Origin of the sequence: Cupriavidus oxalaticus (assembly GCF_016894385.1) — a bacterium.
Classification (GTDB): domain Bacteria; phylum Pseudomonadota; class Gammaproteobacteria; order Burkholderiales; family Burkholderiaceae; genus Cupriavidus; species Cupriavidus oxalaticus.
Genome location: NZ_CP069812.1, coordinates 703,887 through 718,764 on the forward strand (window position 1 = coordinate 703,887; position 14,878 = coordinate 718,764).

14 protein-coding genes are annotated in these 14,878 nt (G+C 65.2%); 2 read left to right on the forward strand and 12 right to left on the reverse strand.

Annotated elements, in window-relative coordinates; translation table 11 throughout:
- Positions 1-102 precede the first annotated feature (102 nt).
- Both groES and groL read left to right on the forward strand, forming a co-directional pair.
- Positions 103-393, forward strand: coding sequence for a co-chaperone GroES (groES, locus tag JTE92_RS15575; RefSeq protein ID WP_063237002.1), 291 nt, complete (start codon positions 103-105; stop codon positions 391-393).
- 46 nt (positions 394-439) lie between these two features.
- Positions 440-2,083: a chaperonin GroEL gene (groL, locus tag JTE92_RS15580; protein ID WP_063237003.1), complete on the forward strand. Its 1,644-nt coding sequence runs from the start codon at positions 440-442 to the stop codon at positions 2,081-2,083.
- Between the two features lie 133 nt (positions 2,084-2,216).
- Here the strand turns inward: groL and JTE92_RS15585 are convergent, their stop codons facing one another.
- The 12 genes from JTE92_RS15585 to JTE92_RS15640 all read right to left on the reverse strand — a co-directional run bounded on the left by JTE92_RS15585 (position 2,217) and on the right by JTE92_RS15640 (position 14,803).
- Positions 2,217-3,002 carry a metallophosphoesterase gene (locus JTE92_RS15585; protein ID WP_063237004.1) on the reverse strand — a complete coding sequence of 262 codons (786 nt, stop codon included), beginning with the start codon at positions 3,000-3,002 and terminating at the stop codon, positions 2,217-2,219.
- A gap of 215 nt (positions 3,003-3,217) precedes the next feature.
- Complete coding sequence (locus JTE92_RS15590) at positions 3,218-4,192, reverse strand: type II secretion system F family protein (protein ID WP_116386755.1); 975 nt, start codon at positions 4,190-4,192, stop codon at positions 3,218-3,220.
- Positions 4,193-4,267: 75 nt separating this feature from the next.
- Positions 4,268-5,245 carry a type II secretion system F family protein gene (locus JTE92_RS15595; protein ID WP_063237006.1) on the reverse strand — a complete coding sequence of 326 codons (978 nt, stop codon included), beginning with the start codon at positions 5,243-5,245 and terminating at the stop codon, positions 4,268-4,270.
- Positions 5,246-5,284: 39 nt separating this feature from the next.
- The gene (locus tag JTE92_RS15600; RefSeq protein WP_063237007.1) at positions 5,285-6,658 is read right to left on the reverse strand and encodes a TadA family conjugal transfer-associated ATPase; all 1,374 of its coding nucleotides are present in this window, start codon (positions 6,656-6,658) and stop codon (positions 5,285-5,287) included.
- Between the two features lie 46 nt (positions 6,659-6,704).
- A complete protein-coding gene (locus JTE92_RS15605; RefSeq protein ID WP_063237008.1) occupies positions 6,705-7,895 on the reverse strand; it encodes a CpaE/TadZ family protein in 1,191 nt (396 codons plus the stop codon).
- 24 nt (positions 7,896-7,919) lie between these two features.
- Positions 7,920-8,378 (reverse strand): TadE/TadG family type IV pilus assembly protein, encoded by a 459-nt coding sequence (locus tag JTE92_RS15610; RefSeq protein ID WP_063237009.1) that lies wholly within the window; start codon positions 8,376-8,378, stop codon positions 7,920-7,922.
- Positions 8,375-8,884: a TadE/TadG family type IV pilus assembly protein gene (locus JTE92_RS15615; RefSeq protein WP_063237177.1), complete on the reverse strand. Its 510-nt coding sequence runs from the start codon at positions 8,882-8,884 to the stop codon at positions 8,375-8,377. Before JTE92_RS15615 ends, JTE92_RS15610 begins: the two co-directional genes overlap by 4 nt.
- A gap of 22 nt (positions 8,885-8,906) precedes the next feature.
- On the reverse strand, positions 8,907-10,157 hold the full coding sequence (locus tag JTE92_RS15620) for a pilus assembly protein TadG-related protein (protein WP_063237010.1): 1,251 nt from the start codon (positions 10,155-10,157) through the stop codon (positions 8,907-8,909).
- A 29-nt stretch (positions 10,158-10,186) separates the two neighbouring features.
- Positions 10,187-10,531 carry a hypothetical protein gene (locus JTE92_RS15625; RefSeq protein WP_063237011.1) on the reverse strand — a complete coding sequence of 115 codons (345 nt, stop codon included), beginning with the start codon at positions 10,529-10,531 and terminating at the stop codon, positions 10,187-10,189.
- Positions 10,532-10,564: 33 nt separating this feature from the next.
- Positions 10,565-12,424, reverse strand: coding sequence for a type II and III secretion system protein family protein (locus JTE92_RS15630; protein ID WP_063237012.1), 1,860 nt, complete (start codon positions 12,422-12,424; stop codon positions 10,565-10,567).
- A gap of 64 nt (positions 12,425-12,488) precedes the next feature.
- A complete protein-coding gene (gene cpaB / locus JTE92_RS15635; protein ID WP_063237013.1) occupies positions 12,489-13,334 on the reverse strand; it encodes a Flp pilus assembly protein CpaB in 846 nt (281 codons plus the stop codon).
- Positions 13,335-13,387: 53 nt separating this feature from the next.
- Positions 13,388-14,803, reverse strand: a complete 1,416-nt coding sequence (locus JTE92_RS15640) for a DUF8689 domain-containing protein (protein ID WP_063237014.1) — start codon at positions 14,801-14,803, stop codon at positions 13,388-13,390.
- Positions 14,804-14,878 lie beyond the last annotated feature (75 nt).

Below are 14,878 nucleotides of genomic sequence, written 5' to 3' on the forward strand. Positions count from 1 at the left end.
CATCAAGCGCCCCTTGCGACACCTGAAAATTTCAGTTGGCCGTCGCCTCGGTTAGCCGGCCAATTTGTGATTAAACACTCACTTTTGTATTTAGGAGTCCGTATGAACCTGCGTCCTCTGCACGACCGCGTGATCGTGAAGCGTCTGGACAACGAAACCAAGACCGCGTCCGGTATCGTGATTCCCGACAACGCTGCCGAGAAGCCCGATCAAGGCGAAGTGCTGGCAGTCGGTCCCGGCAAGAAGGATGACAAGGGCAACAACATCGCCCTCGACGTCAAGGTTGGCGACCGCGTGCTGTTCGGCAAGTATGCCGGCCAGGGCGTGAAGGTGGAAGGCCAGGAACTGCTGGTCATGCGCGAAGAAGACATCATGGCCGTGGTGAACAAGTAATTCACCGACTGACCGCCACCCGTACAGATTTCAGGAGATTTCAAGAATGGCAGCTAAAGACGTAGTGTTCGGCGACGCCGCACGTGCCAAGATGGTCGAAGGCGTGAACATCCTCGCCAACGCCGTTAAAGTGACCCTGGGCCCGAAGGGCCGTAACGTGGTGCTGGAGCGCAGCTTCGGCGGCCCGACCGTGACCAAGGACGGCGTGTCCGTGGCCAAGGAAATCGAGCTGAAGGACAAGCTGCAGAACATGGGCGCCCAGATGGTCAAGGAAGTGGCTTCCAAGACCAGCGACAACGCCGGTGACGGTACCACCACCGCTACCGTGCTGGCCCAGTCGATCGTGCGCGAAGGCATGAAGTACGTGGCCGCCGGCATGAACCCGATGGACCTGAAGCGCGGTATCGACAAGGCTGTCGGCGCCGCCGTGGAAGAGCTGAAGAAGGTCAGCAAGCCGACCACCACCAGCAAGGAAATCGCCCAGGTTGGCGCGATCTCGGCCAACAGCGACACCTCGATCGGTGAGCGCATCGCCGAAGCCATGGACAAGGTCGGCAAGGAAGGCGTGATCACCGTCGAAGACGGCAAGTCGCTGGCCGACGAGCTGGAAGTCGTGGAAGGCATGCAGTTCGACCGCGGCTACCTGTCGCCGTACTTCATCAACAACCCGGAAAAGCAGGTGGTCCAGCTGGACAGCCCGTTCGTGCTGCTGTTCGACAAGAAGATCAGCAACATCCGCGACCTGCTGCCGGTGCTGGAGCAAGTGGCCAAGGCCGGCCGCCCGCTGCTGATCATCGCTGAAGACGTCGAGGGCGAAGCCCTGGCGACCCTGGTGGTCAACAACATCCGTGGCATCCTGAAGACCGCCGCCGTCAAGGCCCCGGGCTTCGGCGACCGCCGCAAGGCCATGCTGGAAGACATCGCCATCCTGACCGGCGGCACCGTCATCGCCGAAGAAGTCGGCCTGACGCTGGAAAAGGCCACCCTGAACGACCTGGGCCAGGCCAAGCGCATCGAGATCGGCAAGGAAAACACCATCATCATCGATGGCGCCGGCGACGCAGGTGCGATCGAAGGCCGCGTGAAGCAAATCCGCGCCCAGATCGAAGAAGCGACCTCGGACTACGACCGTGAAAAGCTGCAAGAGCGCGTGGCCAAGCTGGCCGGCGGTGTTGCCGTGATCAAGGTTGGCGCTGCCACCGAAGTCGAAATGAAGGAAAAGAAGGCCCGCGTGGAAGACGCCCTGCACGCCACCCGCGCTGCGGTGGAAGAAGGCATCGTCCCCGGCGGTGGTGTGGCCCTGCTGCGCGCCCGCGCTGCGATCTCGGCCCTGACCGGCGACAACGCCGACCAGAACGCCGGTATCAAGATCGTGCTGCGCGCCATGGAAGAGCCGCTGCGCCAGATCGTGCTGAACGCTGGTGAAGAAGCTTCGGTCGTCGTTGCCAAGGTCATCGAAGGCAAGGGCAACTACGGCTACAACGCGGCTTCGGGCGAGTACGGCGACCTGGTCGAAATGGGCGTGCTGGACCCGACCAAGGTCACCCGCACCGCACTGCAGAACGCCGCTTCGGTGGCTTCGCTGATGCTGACCACGGACTGCGCAGTTGCCGAAACGCCGAAGGAAGAATCGGCTCCGGCAATGCCGGGTGGCATGGGCGGCATGGGCGGCATGGAAGGCATGATGTAATTTGTGCCGACCGACTGCTGGCGGGGTGTCACAACCCGGGCCGGCAGGCTGTCACAGCAAAAACCCCCGCAGGTGCGAGCCTGTGGGGGTTTTTGTTTGGGTGCTTGCCTGCTTGATGGCTTGTCGGGGCTGGTCAGACCTCAACCACGCAGCACCAGTCGAAGCACTTGTTTTCCAGCTCGCCCGTGCGCCGGCTGACATAACCCCGAGGATTGCACACCACGCGCGAATCGTCGATGCAGTAGTCGAAGCTGGTATGGGTATGGCCATGGATCCACAGGTCCGCCTGCGCCACCAGGTCGGGCCGGCGCGACAGGAATCCGCCGGATACCAGGTCATGCGAGTAGCGCGGGTCAAGACTGCCCAGGTCAGGGCCATGATGGGTGACCACCACGGTCTTGCCCTCGAACGGTCGCGCCAGCTGCGCGGCCAGCCAGGCCGAAGCGGCCTCGTGGCGCGCCAGCGCGTCTGCCGGCGTGAAATGGCGGGCCTTGCCGTTGCCGCCGTCGACTTCGATCAGCCGGTGGTCCAGCATCACGCCCGCGCAGGCCTGCATCGCATCCTCGCGCCGGTCCACGCCGAACAGCGTGTAGTCCGTCCACCAGGTCGTGCCCAGGATGCGCACGCGGCCACTGGCGCCGTCGAACTCGGCAACGGCCCCGTTGAGCACGTGCATGCCGGGATGCTCCGCCGAGGCTTCGGCCATCTGCCGGTCGACCGCATCGAAATTGCTCTCGTAGTACTCGTGGTTGCCGGGCACATAGATCACGGGTTGCGCGAACGTGCGCGCGGCCCAGTCGATGCCGTCGCGGCCGTTGGCGATGTCGCCGGCCAGCACCACGATGTCGGCATCGCAGCCGGGCACTTGCTGCGGCATGTTGTGCTCGATATGCAGGTCGCTCAGGATGCGCAGTTTCATGGGAACTCCGGGGCGATTGGGTCTGGCTGCATCCGTCGCGCCGGCGGCGGGGGCAGTGGTGGCATTCTTAAGAACCCTGGCGCCGCGGTCAAGTCCCCGGCTCGCACGCCCGCCACCAAAGCAAAAAAGCCCGGAACCAGGTCCGGGCAAGGGACTGTCTGGCCGGCGTTGCACCGGGAGACAGCCGGGGGAACCGTTCGGGTTACCCGTGCGTCCTATCCTCCCTGTCCCGCCATGGTCGGCAACAGGACACGATAGATCTGGATAAACGCCGGCCCCAGCAGCACCAGCAGCAGCGAGGGAAAGATGGTGAAGATCAGCGGGAACAGCAGCTTGAGCGCGATCTTGGCGGCCTGTTCCTCGGCGCGCATGCGGCGCTTGGTGCGCAGCATGTCGGACAGCACGCGCAGGGATTCGCCCAGGCTGGTGCCGAAACGGTCGGCCTGGATCAGCATCGAGGCAAATTTGTCGACGTCCTCGACGCCGGTACGCAGCGACAGGTTGGACAGCGCCTTTTCCTTGGAGAAGCCCGAGCGCAGTTCCAGCAGCATCAGCTGCAGTTCGTCGGCCAGCACCGGGCAGCGCAGCTCCAGTTCGTCGGCCACGCGCATCAGTGCGGCGTCGAGACCCAGGCCGGCTTCCACGCAGACTGTGAGCAGGTCGATGACGTCCGGGAATTCCTCGAACACCGTGCGCTGGCGTTGTGCCACCTTGCGTGACAGCACGATGTTGGGCAGGTAATAGCCGATCGCACCGAGTACCGCGAGCAGCGCGAACATCATGAAATGGTCCTGGAAGGCGGGATGGGCGCTTGCCGCCACCAGTCCGATCATCGGCAGCGTCACGGCCAGCACCGTCTTGGCGGCAAAGTACAGCGGCGCGGCTTTGGCCTGGCGCCAGCCGGCGTTCATGAAACGCACGCGCAATGGCGAGTTTTCCCAGCCCTCCTTGGGCAGCGACAGCCGCGACACCGGCTGCGCCCACCGGACCAGCTTCTCGATCAGCGCGTGCTGGCGGCCGGCGTCGGGCATGAATTGTCCGGCCTGCCCGGAAAGCTGCTCGACCCGGCCGCGCATGCGGTTGGGCGAGAACACGTAGAGCACGCCGAACACCGTGCCGAACGCTGCCACGAAGACCAGCGCAAGCACGACGAACTGGTCGGCCTGGAAACCCTGGATGAATTGCATGATGGACTCCCGTATGGATGGCTGTCCAAAGCCCTGCTTAGTGAGTCACGGCGCGGCGCATGACACGCGGCGCCGGCTTCATACCCGGATCCGGATGATCTTGCGCATCCACAGCACGCCAAGGATCATCGACACCAGCGCACCGCCGACCATGCGCAGCCCGAGCGGGTCTTGCCACAGCACTTTCATGAAGTCCGGATTCACGACCAGGATCATCCCGGCGGTGCCGAAGGGCAGCAGGCCCAGCACCCATGCCGACATCCGCCCCTCGGCCGACAGCACCCGGATCTTGTCGAACAGCTTCAGGCGTTCGCGCACCATGGTCCCGATGGTGTCCAGGATCTCGGCCAGGTTGCCGCCGCTTTCGCGCTGGATCAGCACGGCGATGACGAAGTAGCGCAGGTCGCCCACCGGCACGCGGATGGCGAGGTTGGTCATGGCCTCGTCCAGTGCCACGCCGTAGTTGATCTCCTCGAACGTGGTGCGGAACTCGGGGCCGATGGGCGCTTTCATTTCCTGCCCGACCATGCCCAGCGCACCGCTGAACGAGTGGCCCGCGCGCAAGGCGCGGCTGATCATGTCGACGGCGTCGGGCAGTTGCGCTTCCAGCTGCTTGATCCGCCTGGCGCGCAGGCTCATCACATGCAGCACCGGCAGGATGCCGGCGACCGCCGCGATGGCGAGCATGAGCGGAAGCGGCAGCGGCAGCAGCGGTATCAGCGCCACCGTGCACAGCACCACGGTCGCGCAGTAACCCATCAACTGACCGACCGACCAGGTGCTGCCCGACTGCTCCAGCCAGCGGTCGAGCCCGCTGATGCGCGGCATGCTCATCAGCCAGCGCTGCAGGCGCGGCGAGTCGCTGAGCAGCCGCTTCTTCAGGATCGACAGCCGCTCGGCATTGACCTGGCCGCCGGCGGAAATGGCGCGCAACCGCGCGTCGATCCGGCGCGCGGCAGGGCCGTGATAGTTGTTCCACCACAGGTAGATGCCCTCGACACAGAGCACCACCGCCACGAACAGCAGGATGCCGAAGGCATAGAAGATCGTGCTCATGTGCGTCTCCCCGGTCGTTGTCGTTGGCTTGCCTCGCGCTCAGACTTCGTAGCGCTTGGCCGGGTCATAGGTCTCGTCCGGCAGTCCTACGCCGAACACGCGCAGCCTCTCGGCGAACTTCGGGTACACGCCGGTGGCGCGGAAGTGCCCGCGTACGGTGCCGTCCTTGTCCACCCCGGTACGCTGGAAGGTAAAGATCTCCTGCGTGTTGATGATGTCGCCTTCCATGCCGGTGATCTCCTGGATGCTGATGATCTTGCGCCGCCCATCGGTCATGCGCGCGGCCTGCACGATCACCGTGATGGCCGAGGCGATCTGCTGCCGCATGGCTTTCGCCGGCATGGTGAGGCCAGCCATGCTGACCATGTTTTCCAGGCGGGTCAGCGCATCGCGCGGCGTGTTGGCGTGGATGGTGGTCAGCGAACCTTCATGGCCGGTGTTCATGGCGTTGAGCATGTCGAGCGCCTCGCCGCCGCGCACTTCGCCCAGGATGATGCGGTCCGGGCGCATGCGCAGCGCGTTGCGTACCAGCGAGCGTTGGGTGATCTCGCCCTTGCCCTCGATATTGGGCGGACGCGTCTCCAGGCGCAGCACATGCGGCTGGCGCAGCTGCAGTTCTGCCGCATCCTCGATCGTGACCACGCGCTCGTCTTCCGGGATAAAGCCCGACAGGATGTTCAGCAGCGTGGTCTTGCCGCTGCCGGTGCCGCCCGACACCAGCACGTTGATCTTGGCCGCGGACAGCGCCTGCAGCAGTTGCGCCATCGGCGGCGTCAGGCTGCGCAGGTCGACCAGGTCCTTGACCTGGAGCGGATTCACCGCGAAGCGGCGGATCGACAGCAGCGGGCCGTCGATGGCCGATGGCGGGATGATCGCGTTCACGCGCGAGCCGTCCGGCAGGCGCGCATCCACCATCGGGTTGGTTTCGTCGATGCGCCGGCCAACGCGCGACACGATCTTCTCGATCACCTTCATCAGGTGCGCATCGTCGTAGAAGACCACATTGGTGAGCTCCAGCTTGCCGCGCCGCTCGACATAGGTCTGCCGTGCGGTATTGACCAGGATGTCGGACACCGTGGGATCCTTCAGCAGCGGCTCGAGCGGGCCGAAGCCGAACATCTCGTCGTAGATCTCCACCGTCAGCTGGCGGCGCTCGTTGTCGTTGAGCAGCACCTTCTGCTCGTCGATGATCAGGTTGACCAGCGCGGCGATCTCCTGGCGAACCTGTTCCTGCGGATAGCGCGCCAGGCGTTCCAGTTCGACGCGATCCAGCACGGTCTCGTGCACATCGCGCTTGAGCGCATGATAGCCGGCCGAAGCGCCGGCGCCCGCGGCGGTCGAAAAATGGATCGCTGCATGGCCGTTGGCGGTGAAGGCGGGGCTGGTCTGGGCCAGCTGTTCACGGATCGACATGATGGGCTCCTTGCTTTCGGGTTCGGGTATCCGGTAGGGCACGCGCTCAGGCGCTCCTGGCACGCAGCATCAGGCGGCGCAGCGGCGACGTCGGCTCCGGGCGGGCATGGCGCTGGGTCTCCGGCGCGGCGCACAACTGTGTGGCCATGGCCTGCAGCGCGCGCGTCATGGCGCTGCGCCGGCTCAGTTTGGCAATGGGTTCGCCGTGGCTGATGGCTTCGTCCACGGCAGAGTCTTCCGGCAAGACATAGGTGGCCCGGGTGCCGAATACTTCTTCCATGCTGGCGCGCGGCACCTCGTTCTTCCGGCCGGCACGGTTCAACACCAGCCGGATCTTGTCGGAGGGATAGTGCAGGGCGCGCAGGATATCGAGCAGCCGGCGGCCGGGCCGCCCGCAGGCAATGGTAGGTTCCATCACCACGCAGACGCGGTCACTGTGGTCGAGCACGCTGATCGACAGGGGGTCGATGCTCTGGCCGAGATCGAAGATGACGAAGTCGTAGCCGGGCTGCACGACCGAGAGGATCCATTCGAGCTTGTCCTTCTGGATCTGGCTGGCCTTGACGGGGTCGGTGGCGCCGGCCAGCACGTCGAAGCCCTGGCTTACGTGCACCAGGCTGGCGTCCAGCAGATTGGCATCCATACGGTCGATCTGGCCGCACAAGTCAGGCAGCGTGGACGGGGGTGCCTGGTCGCAGACCATATAGGTGAGATCGCCGAAATGCCGGTTCAGATCGATCACCAGCACGCGTTTGCCCAGGTGCCGGGCGAGCGCATCGCCCAGGTTCGCGGCAACGAAGCTGGTGCCGGTCCCGCCCTTGCAGGAAATCACCGACACCAACTGCGCGGCTTCGCGCGTCCGTGGAACATGGGTTGCCTCTACACGCTTGATCGCCTCGGCCAGTTGTCCCTTGTCCAGCGGCCATGACAGCACGTCACGGATACCCGCGCGCATGGCTCTGATCAGCAGCGCTGAATCCGGCGATTCGGTGATCAGGATGCAGGGCAGGTCGGGGTGCTGCTCGCGCAGCGTCTCGACCGCATGCATCTGCGCCGCGCCGATCGACGGCAGTTCGAGGACCAGCAGGTCGGCCATGCGGAGCCGGCTGGCGTGGAGCGGAAAGCGTGCCAGGCCTTCCTGCAACGACATGGCCTGGAAGTTCCCGACCACGGCGCTGAGCCGGTTGATTTCGGCGAGCCGGTCGGCGTCTTCGGATGCGATCAGGATCTTCAGCATGGTCTTGTCTCCGAAATCTGTGGCTTAGCTGCAAACCGGACCGCCGGTGGCACTGTTCATGCTCTCGCGGGAGAGCGTGGTGGCGAACGGAGGCATGTTGACGTTCAACGGAACGAACGGGATAAAGGTGCTGACGGAAACGCCGGAAACGCTTACCGTGACGGATTCGCAGCTGCTTCGGGCGGTTGCGGGATCCGCCCCGCATCCGTCCGGGAGATAGGTGAGCTCGATGTTTCCTGGCTTCAGGATCGGCAGCAGCCCGGTCATCTTGTTGGTGATGATTCCCGCATTGGCATCGCAGACCACGGCCATGCGCGCGCCAAGGCGCGTGGCTTCGCCCGCGGTGTTCCAGTAGAACAGCAGACGCGAGAATTCGACGATGCCCAGCAACAAGGTCAGGAACACCCCGGCGACCAGCGCAAACTCGATGGCGGTGGCACCACGTTGTCTGCATGGCAAGCGAACGTATGGGACGGCTTTCATAGCACTTGCCTCATCACAGTGACAATGTTGGAGAACGTGATGCCTGAGGCGTTGATGAAGGACTGGAGCGGCGAATACTGGAAGCCGGAGATCTTGACAGCGACAAGGCTGATCGTTCCGGCTGCGGCGCCTGTGCCCGAGCTGTTGTCATAGGTGCTGACCGTGCCGTAGATGGCGTCACTGCAGTCCGAGGTGTGCAGGCGGTCGCAGACCGTCACCATGGATGGCGTGAGCCCACTGACCAGTGCAGAACCGGTGCAAGAGACGTTGCCGTAGACTGCCAGGCACTTCGCTTCATCCACCGGATAAGCGAGGTCTTCCGGCGAGAACTGGGACAGGTATCTTGCGGCGCTGCGGGTGGATTTGGTAAGGGCGTCGTACTGGTAGATCGCGCGGCCGTACTCCGCTACGCCGGACACCAGGATCACCAGTGGAATCAGGACGATGGCGAACTCCACAGCCGCAACACCTCGCATGCGGCCGGAACGGTATCGATGTTCTCGCATGACTTCTCGCATGACAGGTCTCCTATTGCACAAGCATTGGAACCTGGGGCCCTGCACCCGTGCCGGAGCCTGGGATGCCCTGGGTCGCGCACGGGCTGCCCGCCGAGGTAGAGATGCCCCGGTATTCGACCCGTACTGCGTTGTTGTTGCCGTTGTTCTGCATCGGCTCGATCATCAGCAGGCATGCCCATGCCGTGACGGGCGCCTTGCCTCCGCTGAAGGCGGCGCAATCCACCACGGGTGCGAGCATCAGCCGCCGGTCGGCGCCGCTCTTGTATTCCTCCTGCGACAAGGGGGTGCCCTTTGTTCCATTGGGATTTGTCCAACCCATTGCGGCGTCGCCTTGATAGCGCTCATATGCCTTGCGCTTGTTGACGAAATCGGGATACGCGTTCTCTTTTGCGGACCAGGTCGTGTCGTTGTAGGCATAGCCCGTGAAGTCAGGTACGCCCAGCCGCTTGCCCGACGGCGGCGCGATCCCGAAGCGGCTGTTCCAATAGTCGGGAACGGAGTTGACGTTGCCTTGCGTACCGACCTTCTCGATGCCGGTGAGATTGCATTGCCCTGCACCCTGCAACTGCTCCATCAGCGATTTGGCGTTGTCTTCCACGAGGCTGGCCCAGCCGAAGCTCCCGGGGCCATACTGGCTGGGGTTGCTGGCATCGAATTTCGAACTCAGCCATTGGCCGATCTTGTAGGGGGATGCCGGGTCGGGCTTGCACACGAAGATCGGAATCGCACAGGCTGTCTGGGCCGAGGCCGTGGTCGCCATGGCAAAAGAACTGACGGTTGACGGACCGATGTTCACCTGGGGCAGCAGGTTGAGGACCTGGATGAACCACGTGGCGATGCCGCTGCGCTGGTTGCTGCACTTGACATACTTGATGGTGTCCAGGGGATAGGCACCGATTGCGCTGTCTTTGGGATAGAACGCATGGTCGGGTGCGTCGCTGAACTGGACACTCAGGTCGGCGACCAGGGAAGTGGTCTCTTTCTGGAACATCATTTTGTTGATAGAGCCCGCTGTAATGCCCGCAGCTTCCGCAACAGCCAGAGGCGTGGCGCCGGTCAGGTCCCGGGCCGCCGCCAGCGCACACGCATCCATGCTGTTCTGTTGCTCGCTCTTGGCAACGTAGAGCTTGCCAAGATCGAGCGCCAGTCCGACAAAGCCGATCAGTACGGCAAGGGAGAGACCGACCATGATGGCGACAGCGCCGCGCTGACGAGCGAGCCGCGGTTTCGCCCGGCGTCGCGAAGGTGATGACAGGACCATGATGGGTTCTCCCAGATCGGTACCAGGCTTCAGCGGCTGCCGTTGCCGCCCGACATGCCGATGCCGCCATAGCCTCCGGCACCGAAATCAACGGTGAACCCCGGGGTGCCGTTACCTTGCGCACTGCGGACCAGCGAACGGTCAAGGTTCTTCATCGCCGCCACTGCCGTCTTGCCATCCGTTCCGGTAATGGTCGGCAGGCCCGCGGGCGCATCCGGATTGATGATCTGCATCTGCGTCACTGTGGCCAGCGCCACGCCGCGCTGGCCGTCCCAGACCGGCGTGGAGGTCATGCAGCCCGCCAGCGCCAGGCAGGCCGCGCTGCCCAGCATCAGGACGGCAGCGCCGCGCGAAAGCTTCAGTGTCTTGTTCATGGTCGTTCTCCAGGTTCTGCTGGTGACGGCGGATCAGTTGCCGCCAGACGTCGCGCCTGCTGCCGTGCCCGCGGCCCTGGCCAGCGCCAGGCGGGCGGCCGTGGCTTCGATGCGGGCGATGCGCGCGGCGGTGTCTTCGGGCGGCGGCAGGGCCGCGGTGCTGCGCACCGGTGCCGCCGATGGCGTTGGTGCCGCAGCCACGGCCGTTACCGTTACCGGCGGCACGGCAGCGGCCGGCGGCTCGTCCAGCGGCCTGCCCGTCGGCACCATCGAGATCGACGTAGCGGGCGCGCCTTCGGTGCGCGGAGGCGTCGGCGTGGCGGCGGGGGCCGCTGCCGGTGCGGCCGGCTGCGACGGCGCGGGCGCGGGCAGCGGTGCGGGCTTGCCACTGCCTTCCATATTGCCCATGAAGTACAGCGACAGCGGGTTGGGTGTGGAGAAGCTGTCGGTCGGCAGCGGATAGTTGTTGGTCTGCATCGGCTTGACCAGGCGCGGCGTGATGACGAACACCAGCTCGGTCAGGTCCTGCTGGTACTGGGTGCTGCGGAACAGCGTGCCGAGCACGGGCACCTCCCCAGCGCCCGGCAGTGCCTTGAGCGAGCCGCGCGCGCTGTCCGTCAGCAGGCCGCCGATGGCGAAGCTTTCGCCATCGCGCATCTGCACCGTGGTGGAGGCGCGGCGGGTAGTGATGAGAGGAAGCACGGTCTGGCCGGCCAGCGTGCTGCCGCTGACGGTGGCGCCGGTGGGCGACAGCTCGGACACCTCCGGTGCCACCTTCAGGTGGATGCGGCCGTTTGCGAGCACCGTGGGCGTGAACTTCAGTCCCACGCCGAACTCCTCTTCCTGCAGCGTGACGGTGCCGGCACCATTCAGCACATTGGCCTGTGCCACCGGGATATAGATCTTGCCGCCTGCCAGGAAGCTGGCTTCCTGGCCGCTGATGGTGACCAGGTTCGGTTCGGCCAGGATCTTGACCAGGCTGTCGTTCTTCTGCGCATCGACGGCGATGTCAAAGGGGCGGTTGTTGGCCTTGCTGGCAAAGATCGCGGTCGAAGCGCCAGTCAGCAGCGAAGTCACCAGGCCGCCGGTCCATGAGCCGAAGCCGCCTTGCAGGTTCACCGTCGAGCCGAGCTGGTTGAGCAGCGTCTTGGAGACCTCGGCCACCTTCACTTCCAGCATCACTTGCTGTGGCGTGTCCACCGACAGCATGTTGAGTACGTTGCCTTTCTTGTTGGCGTCGCTGTGCGCCGCGTTGGCGTAAGCCTGGGCAATGTCCATGGCTTGCTGCGCGGCCTGGGCGTTGGTGACGCTGCCGGTCAGCACCAGGTTGTCGGCGGCGGTCATGACCCGGATGCCGGGCTCGCCGGGCAGCAACTGCCCGAGTGAAGTCTGCAGGCCGCCGGCATCCGCATTGACCACCACGTTGATGATGCTGCAGGCGCCGCTGCGGCCCTGCACGATCATGTTGGTGGTGCCGACGGTGCGGCCCAGCACATAGAGGGTTTGCGGCGACACCATGGTGGCCTGGACGACGGCGGGATTGCCCAGGGTACGGTTGCGGACGGGCTCCTGCAGGCTGATCAGCTGCGACTTGCCGACCGGCACGACCACGCTGGATTCATTGCGGACGGCGCCGATGCAATTGGGTCCGCGTGCCTCGGCGGCGGGTGCCGCAGCCGTGTTCTGCGCCACCGTGGCAGGTCCGCCGGGCGTCATGCTGATCGTCATCTGCATCGGGCCGGCTGGCGTTTTGGCGGCAGCGGGTGCGGCGCCCCTGGTCAGGTTGCCGGCCTCCATGGCGGCCTGTGCGGCCGCCGCAAGGGGCGTGCAGAGAATGGCGGCCAGCACCAGGATGCGGGCACTGCCTGCGGCTTTGGTTCTGTTGTGGTGCATTTTGGATCCTCCCCCCGGAGCGGTGATGCCTTTCAGGATTCGTTGGGTGCGCTGCAGGAATGGCTCAGAAGCATTCGACACCACCCTGCATGCCGGCCAGCACGCCGATGCAGTTGCCGGAACGTGCCGGCTGCGCGGCCACGGTACGGGTCTTCACGACGGTGCGCGTCGCGGTCTGCGTCACCACCTTGACCGGCGCTTCCGGCGCCTTGCCCAGCAGCGTGCCCTTGGTGGCGCCGCCGGTGTTGATATCGGCCACGTCCATCTGGTTGCGCAGCACCAGCGACAGCGTGCCGACGCTGCGTGCCACGTCGAGCTTCTCTGCCTGCTCGGGCGTGACTTCCAGCGTGACGGCGTTGACCACCTTGGGCTGGGTGTCGTCGCGGCTGACCTGTTGCGCGACCGCCAGCACCAGGATCTTTTCCAGCACGATCTTGGAGATGCTGTTGCCGTTCTGCGCGCTCTTCGCTTCTTCGTTGGTATTGACGATCACGTCGACATAGTTGCCAGGCAGCGCGAAGCCGGCCACGCCCACGACGTCGTTGACGCGCACGGTGATGGCGCGCTTGCCGTCGTTGATCACGGCGGAGAGACCGCCCTTGGTGCCCTCCGGCGCCAGCTTGGCGTCGAGGATAGGCTCGCCACGCTGGAGGCTGGTGCGCACCACGCGTCCTTCCAGCGTCTTGACGTCGTCGAACGCGCCCGGCGGCACGCTGGTGGTGGGCCAGCTGACCAGCCGGAGCTGGCTGCCATTGAGCGGTTGCCCGAGATTCAGGTCATTGGCGGCTACCACTACCTGTTTGACCGAGCTGGACGATTGCTGGACCAGCCAGCGCGAGGCGGATACCACCGCGGCCACGCCGGCGACCAGGGCAATCAGCAGCATCAGGATTGCGCGCGTGTTTTTCATGATGACTCTCCCTGCGTTGGATGCTTATGGGGTGATGCGGGCAATGTCCGGGCTCAGACAGTGGCCCGGTGGCTACCGGCCCAGCGGTGCGCCATGCCGCCCGAAGCGGCCTCCGGTGTTGGCCGAAGGCCGTAGTAGTACTGCCAGGCGCCGATCAGGCTGTCTTCGGTAATGGCTGGCGTCCGGCCGTGGTAGCGCACCTCGGAGGCCACCAGCCGCAGCAGGTCGCGCGGGATGCAGGCGAGCAGCGGCATATCCGCGGAGAAGTGCAGGCTTTCCACCAGGAAATCGAAGACGGCTTCGGTGCTGCTCAGCCCGAAATCCGCTGCGGTGCGCTGGTACACCTCGCGATAGTCATCGCGTGACAGGGGGCCTACGTAAAGCTTGCTGCCGAGCCGGCGCAGGAAAGCCTCGTCGCCCAACTCGCCTGGCTCGAGATTGGTGGAGAACACAGGCCATACGTCGAACGGCACCGCGAAGCGCACGCCGGTGCGCAACGTGAACATGTCGACGTTGCGGTCCAGCGGCACGATCCAGCGGTTCAGCAGGTCGGACACGCTGACCAGCTGCCGGCCCAGGTCATCGATGATGTAGATGCCGTTGTTGGCCTTCATGTGCGGCGGCGCCTGGTAGAAGCCCGAGGTATCGTCGTAGCGCAGGTCCAGGGTCGACAGTGTCAGTTCACCGCCGGACAGCACCACCGGGCGGTGGCACAGGATCCAGCGGCGGTCCAGCGTGCGGTGCGCCAGCGAGGCCTTGCCGGCGTCGAACGGGACATGCACCAGCGGATCGAACACCTGGATGATCTCGCCGGCCACCGTGATCGCGTGCGGCACGGGCACGGCGCCGGGCAGCAGCACGCCGAGGCGCTGCGCCAGGTAGGTCTTGCCGCTGCCCGGCGGGCCGTAGATCATCAGCGCACGGGAGGTGTTCAGCGCCATCCCGATCGCATCCAGCAGGTGCAACGGGACCACCAGGTCATGGAAGGCCGCGGTGACGTCTGCCTTGGTCACGGCTGCCTGGCTGACCGAGTGGCGTTGCACGGCATCGAGGTAGGCGTCGAGCGTGACCGGCGCAGCGCCGGTGTAGTTGCAGCGCGCGGTAGCCTCCGCGGCGCGCGTGTAGCCGGCGTCGGTCAGGCGGAAGCGCACGTCCAGGTCGCTGGCACCGCGATGCGCGATCTCGAACAGGCGCTCGCGCACGGCCACGGCGGCGATCTCGTTGACCACGGTGGCGGGCAGCTTCAAGGTTTCGGTGAGCACTGCCAGCGTGACGCTGCGGTGCAGGTAGGCGGCCTTCAGCACCAGGCTCAGCAGTTGGGTGATCTCCAGCCCGGTTTCAGCGATGCTCCGCGGCAGGACATGCCACGGCGGCACTGGCAGCTGGCCAAGCTCGGCGTGGCTCTGCCTGGTACCCGCAACCGGCTCCAGGTGCCGCGGCGCTTGCGCTGTGTCGTGATGCTCGATCATTGCCGTCCCCCGTTTGCTGATGTGCATTTCCGTTCTGCAGGGCGACTGCCGAGGGCAGGCGCGTTTGTTCTGTTA

Excerpts from the sequence above, each read along its gene's own strand:
- JTE92_RS15605 (WP_063237008.1), bottom strand. The coding sequence starts at position 7,895 with ATGCTGAAGATCCTGATCGCATCCGAAGACGCCGACCGGCTCGCCGAA.
- JTE92_RS15630 (WP_063237012.1), bottom strand. The coding sequence starts at position 12,424 with ATGCACCACAACAGAACCAAAGCCGCAGGCAGTGCCCGCATCCTGGTG.
- JTE92_RS15610 (WP_063237009.1), bottom strand. The coding sequence starts at position 8,378 with ATGAAAGCCGTCCCATACGTTCGCTTGCCATGCAGACAACGTGGTGCC.
- JTE92_RS15640 (WP_063237014.1), bottom strand. The coding sequence starts at position 14,803 with ATGATCGAGCATCACGACACAGCGCAAGCGCCGCGGCACCTGGAGCCG.
- JTE92_RS15625 (WP_063237011.1), bottom strand. The coding sequence starts at position 10,531 with ATGAACAAGACACTGAAGCTTTCGCGCGGCGCTGCCGTCCTGATGCTG.
- JTE92_RS15595 (WP_063237006.1), bottom strand. The coding sequence starts at position 5,245 with ATGAGCACGATCTTCTATGCCTTCGGCATCCTGCTGTTCGTGGCGGTG.
- groES (WP_063237002.1), top strand. The coding sequence starts at position 103 with ATGAACCTGCGTCCTCTGCACGACCGCGTGATCGTGAAGCGTCTGGAC.
- JTE92_RS15620 (WP_063237010.1), bottom strand. The coding sequence starts at position 10,157 with ATGGTCCTGTCATCACCTTCGCGACGCCGGGCGAAACCGCGGCTCGCT.
- JTE92_RS15615 (WP_063237177.1), bottom strand. The coding sequence starts at position 8,884 with ATGCGAGAACATCGATACCGTTCCGGCCGCATGCGAGGTGTTGCGGCT.
- groL (WP_063237003.1), top strand. The coding sequence starts at position 440 with ATGGCAGCTAAAGACGTAGTGTTCGGCGACGCCGCACGTGCCAAGATG.
- cpaB (WP_063237013.1), bottom strand. The coding sequence starts at position 13,334 with ATGAAAAACACGCGCGCAATCCTGATGCTGCTGATTGCCCTGGTCGCC.
- JTE92_RS15585 (WP_063237004.1), bottom strand. The coding sequence starts at position 3,002 with ATGAAACTGCGCATCCTGAGCGACCTGCATATCGAGCACAACATGCCG.
- JTE92_RS15600 (WP_063237007.1), bottom strand. The coding sequence starts at position 6,658 with ATGTCGATCCGTGAACAGCTGGCCCAGACCAGCCCCGCCTTCACCGCC.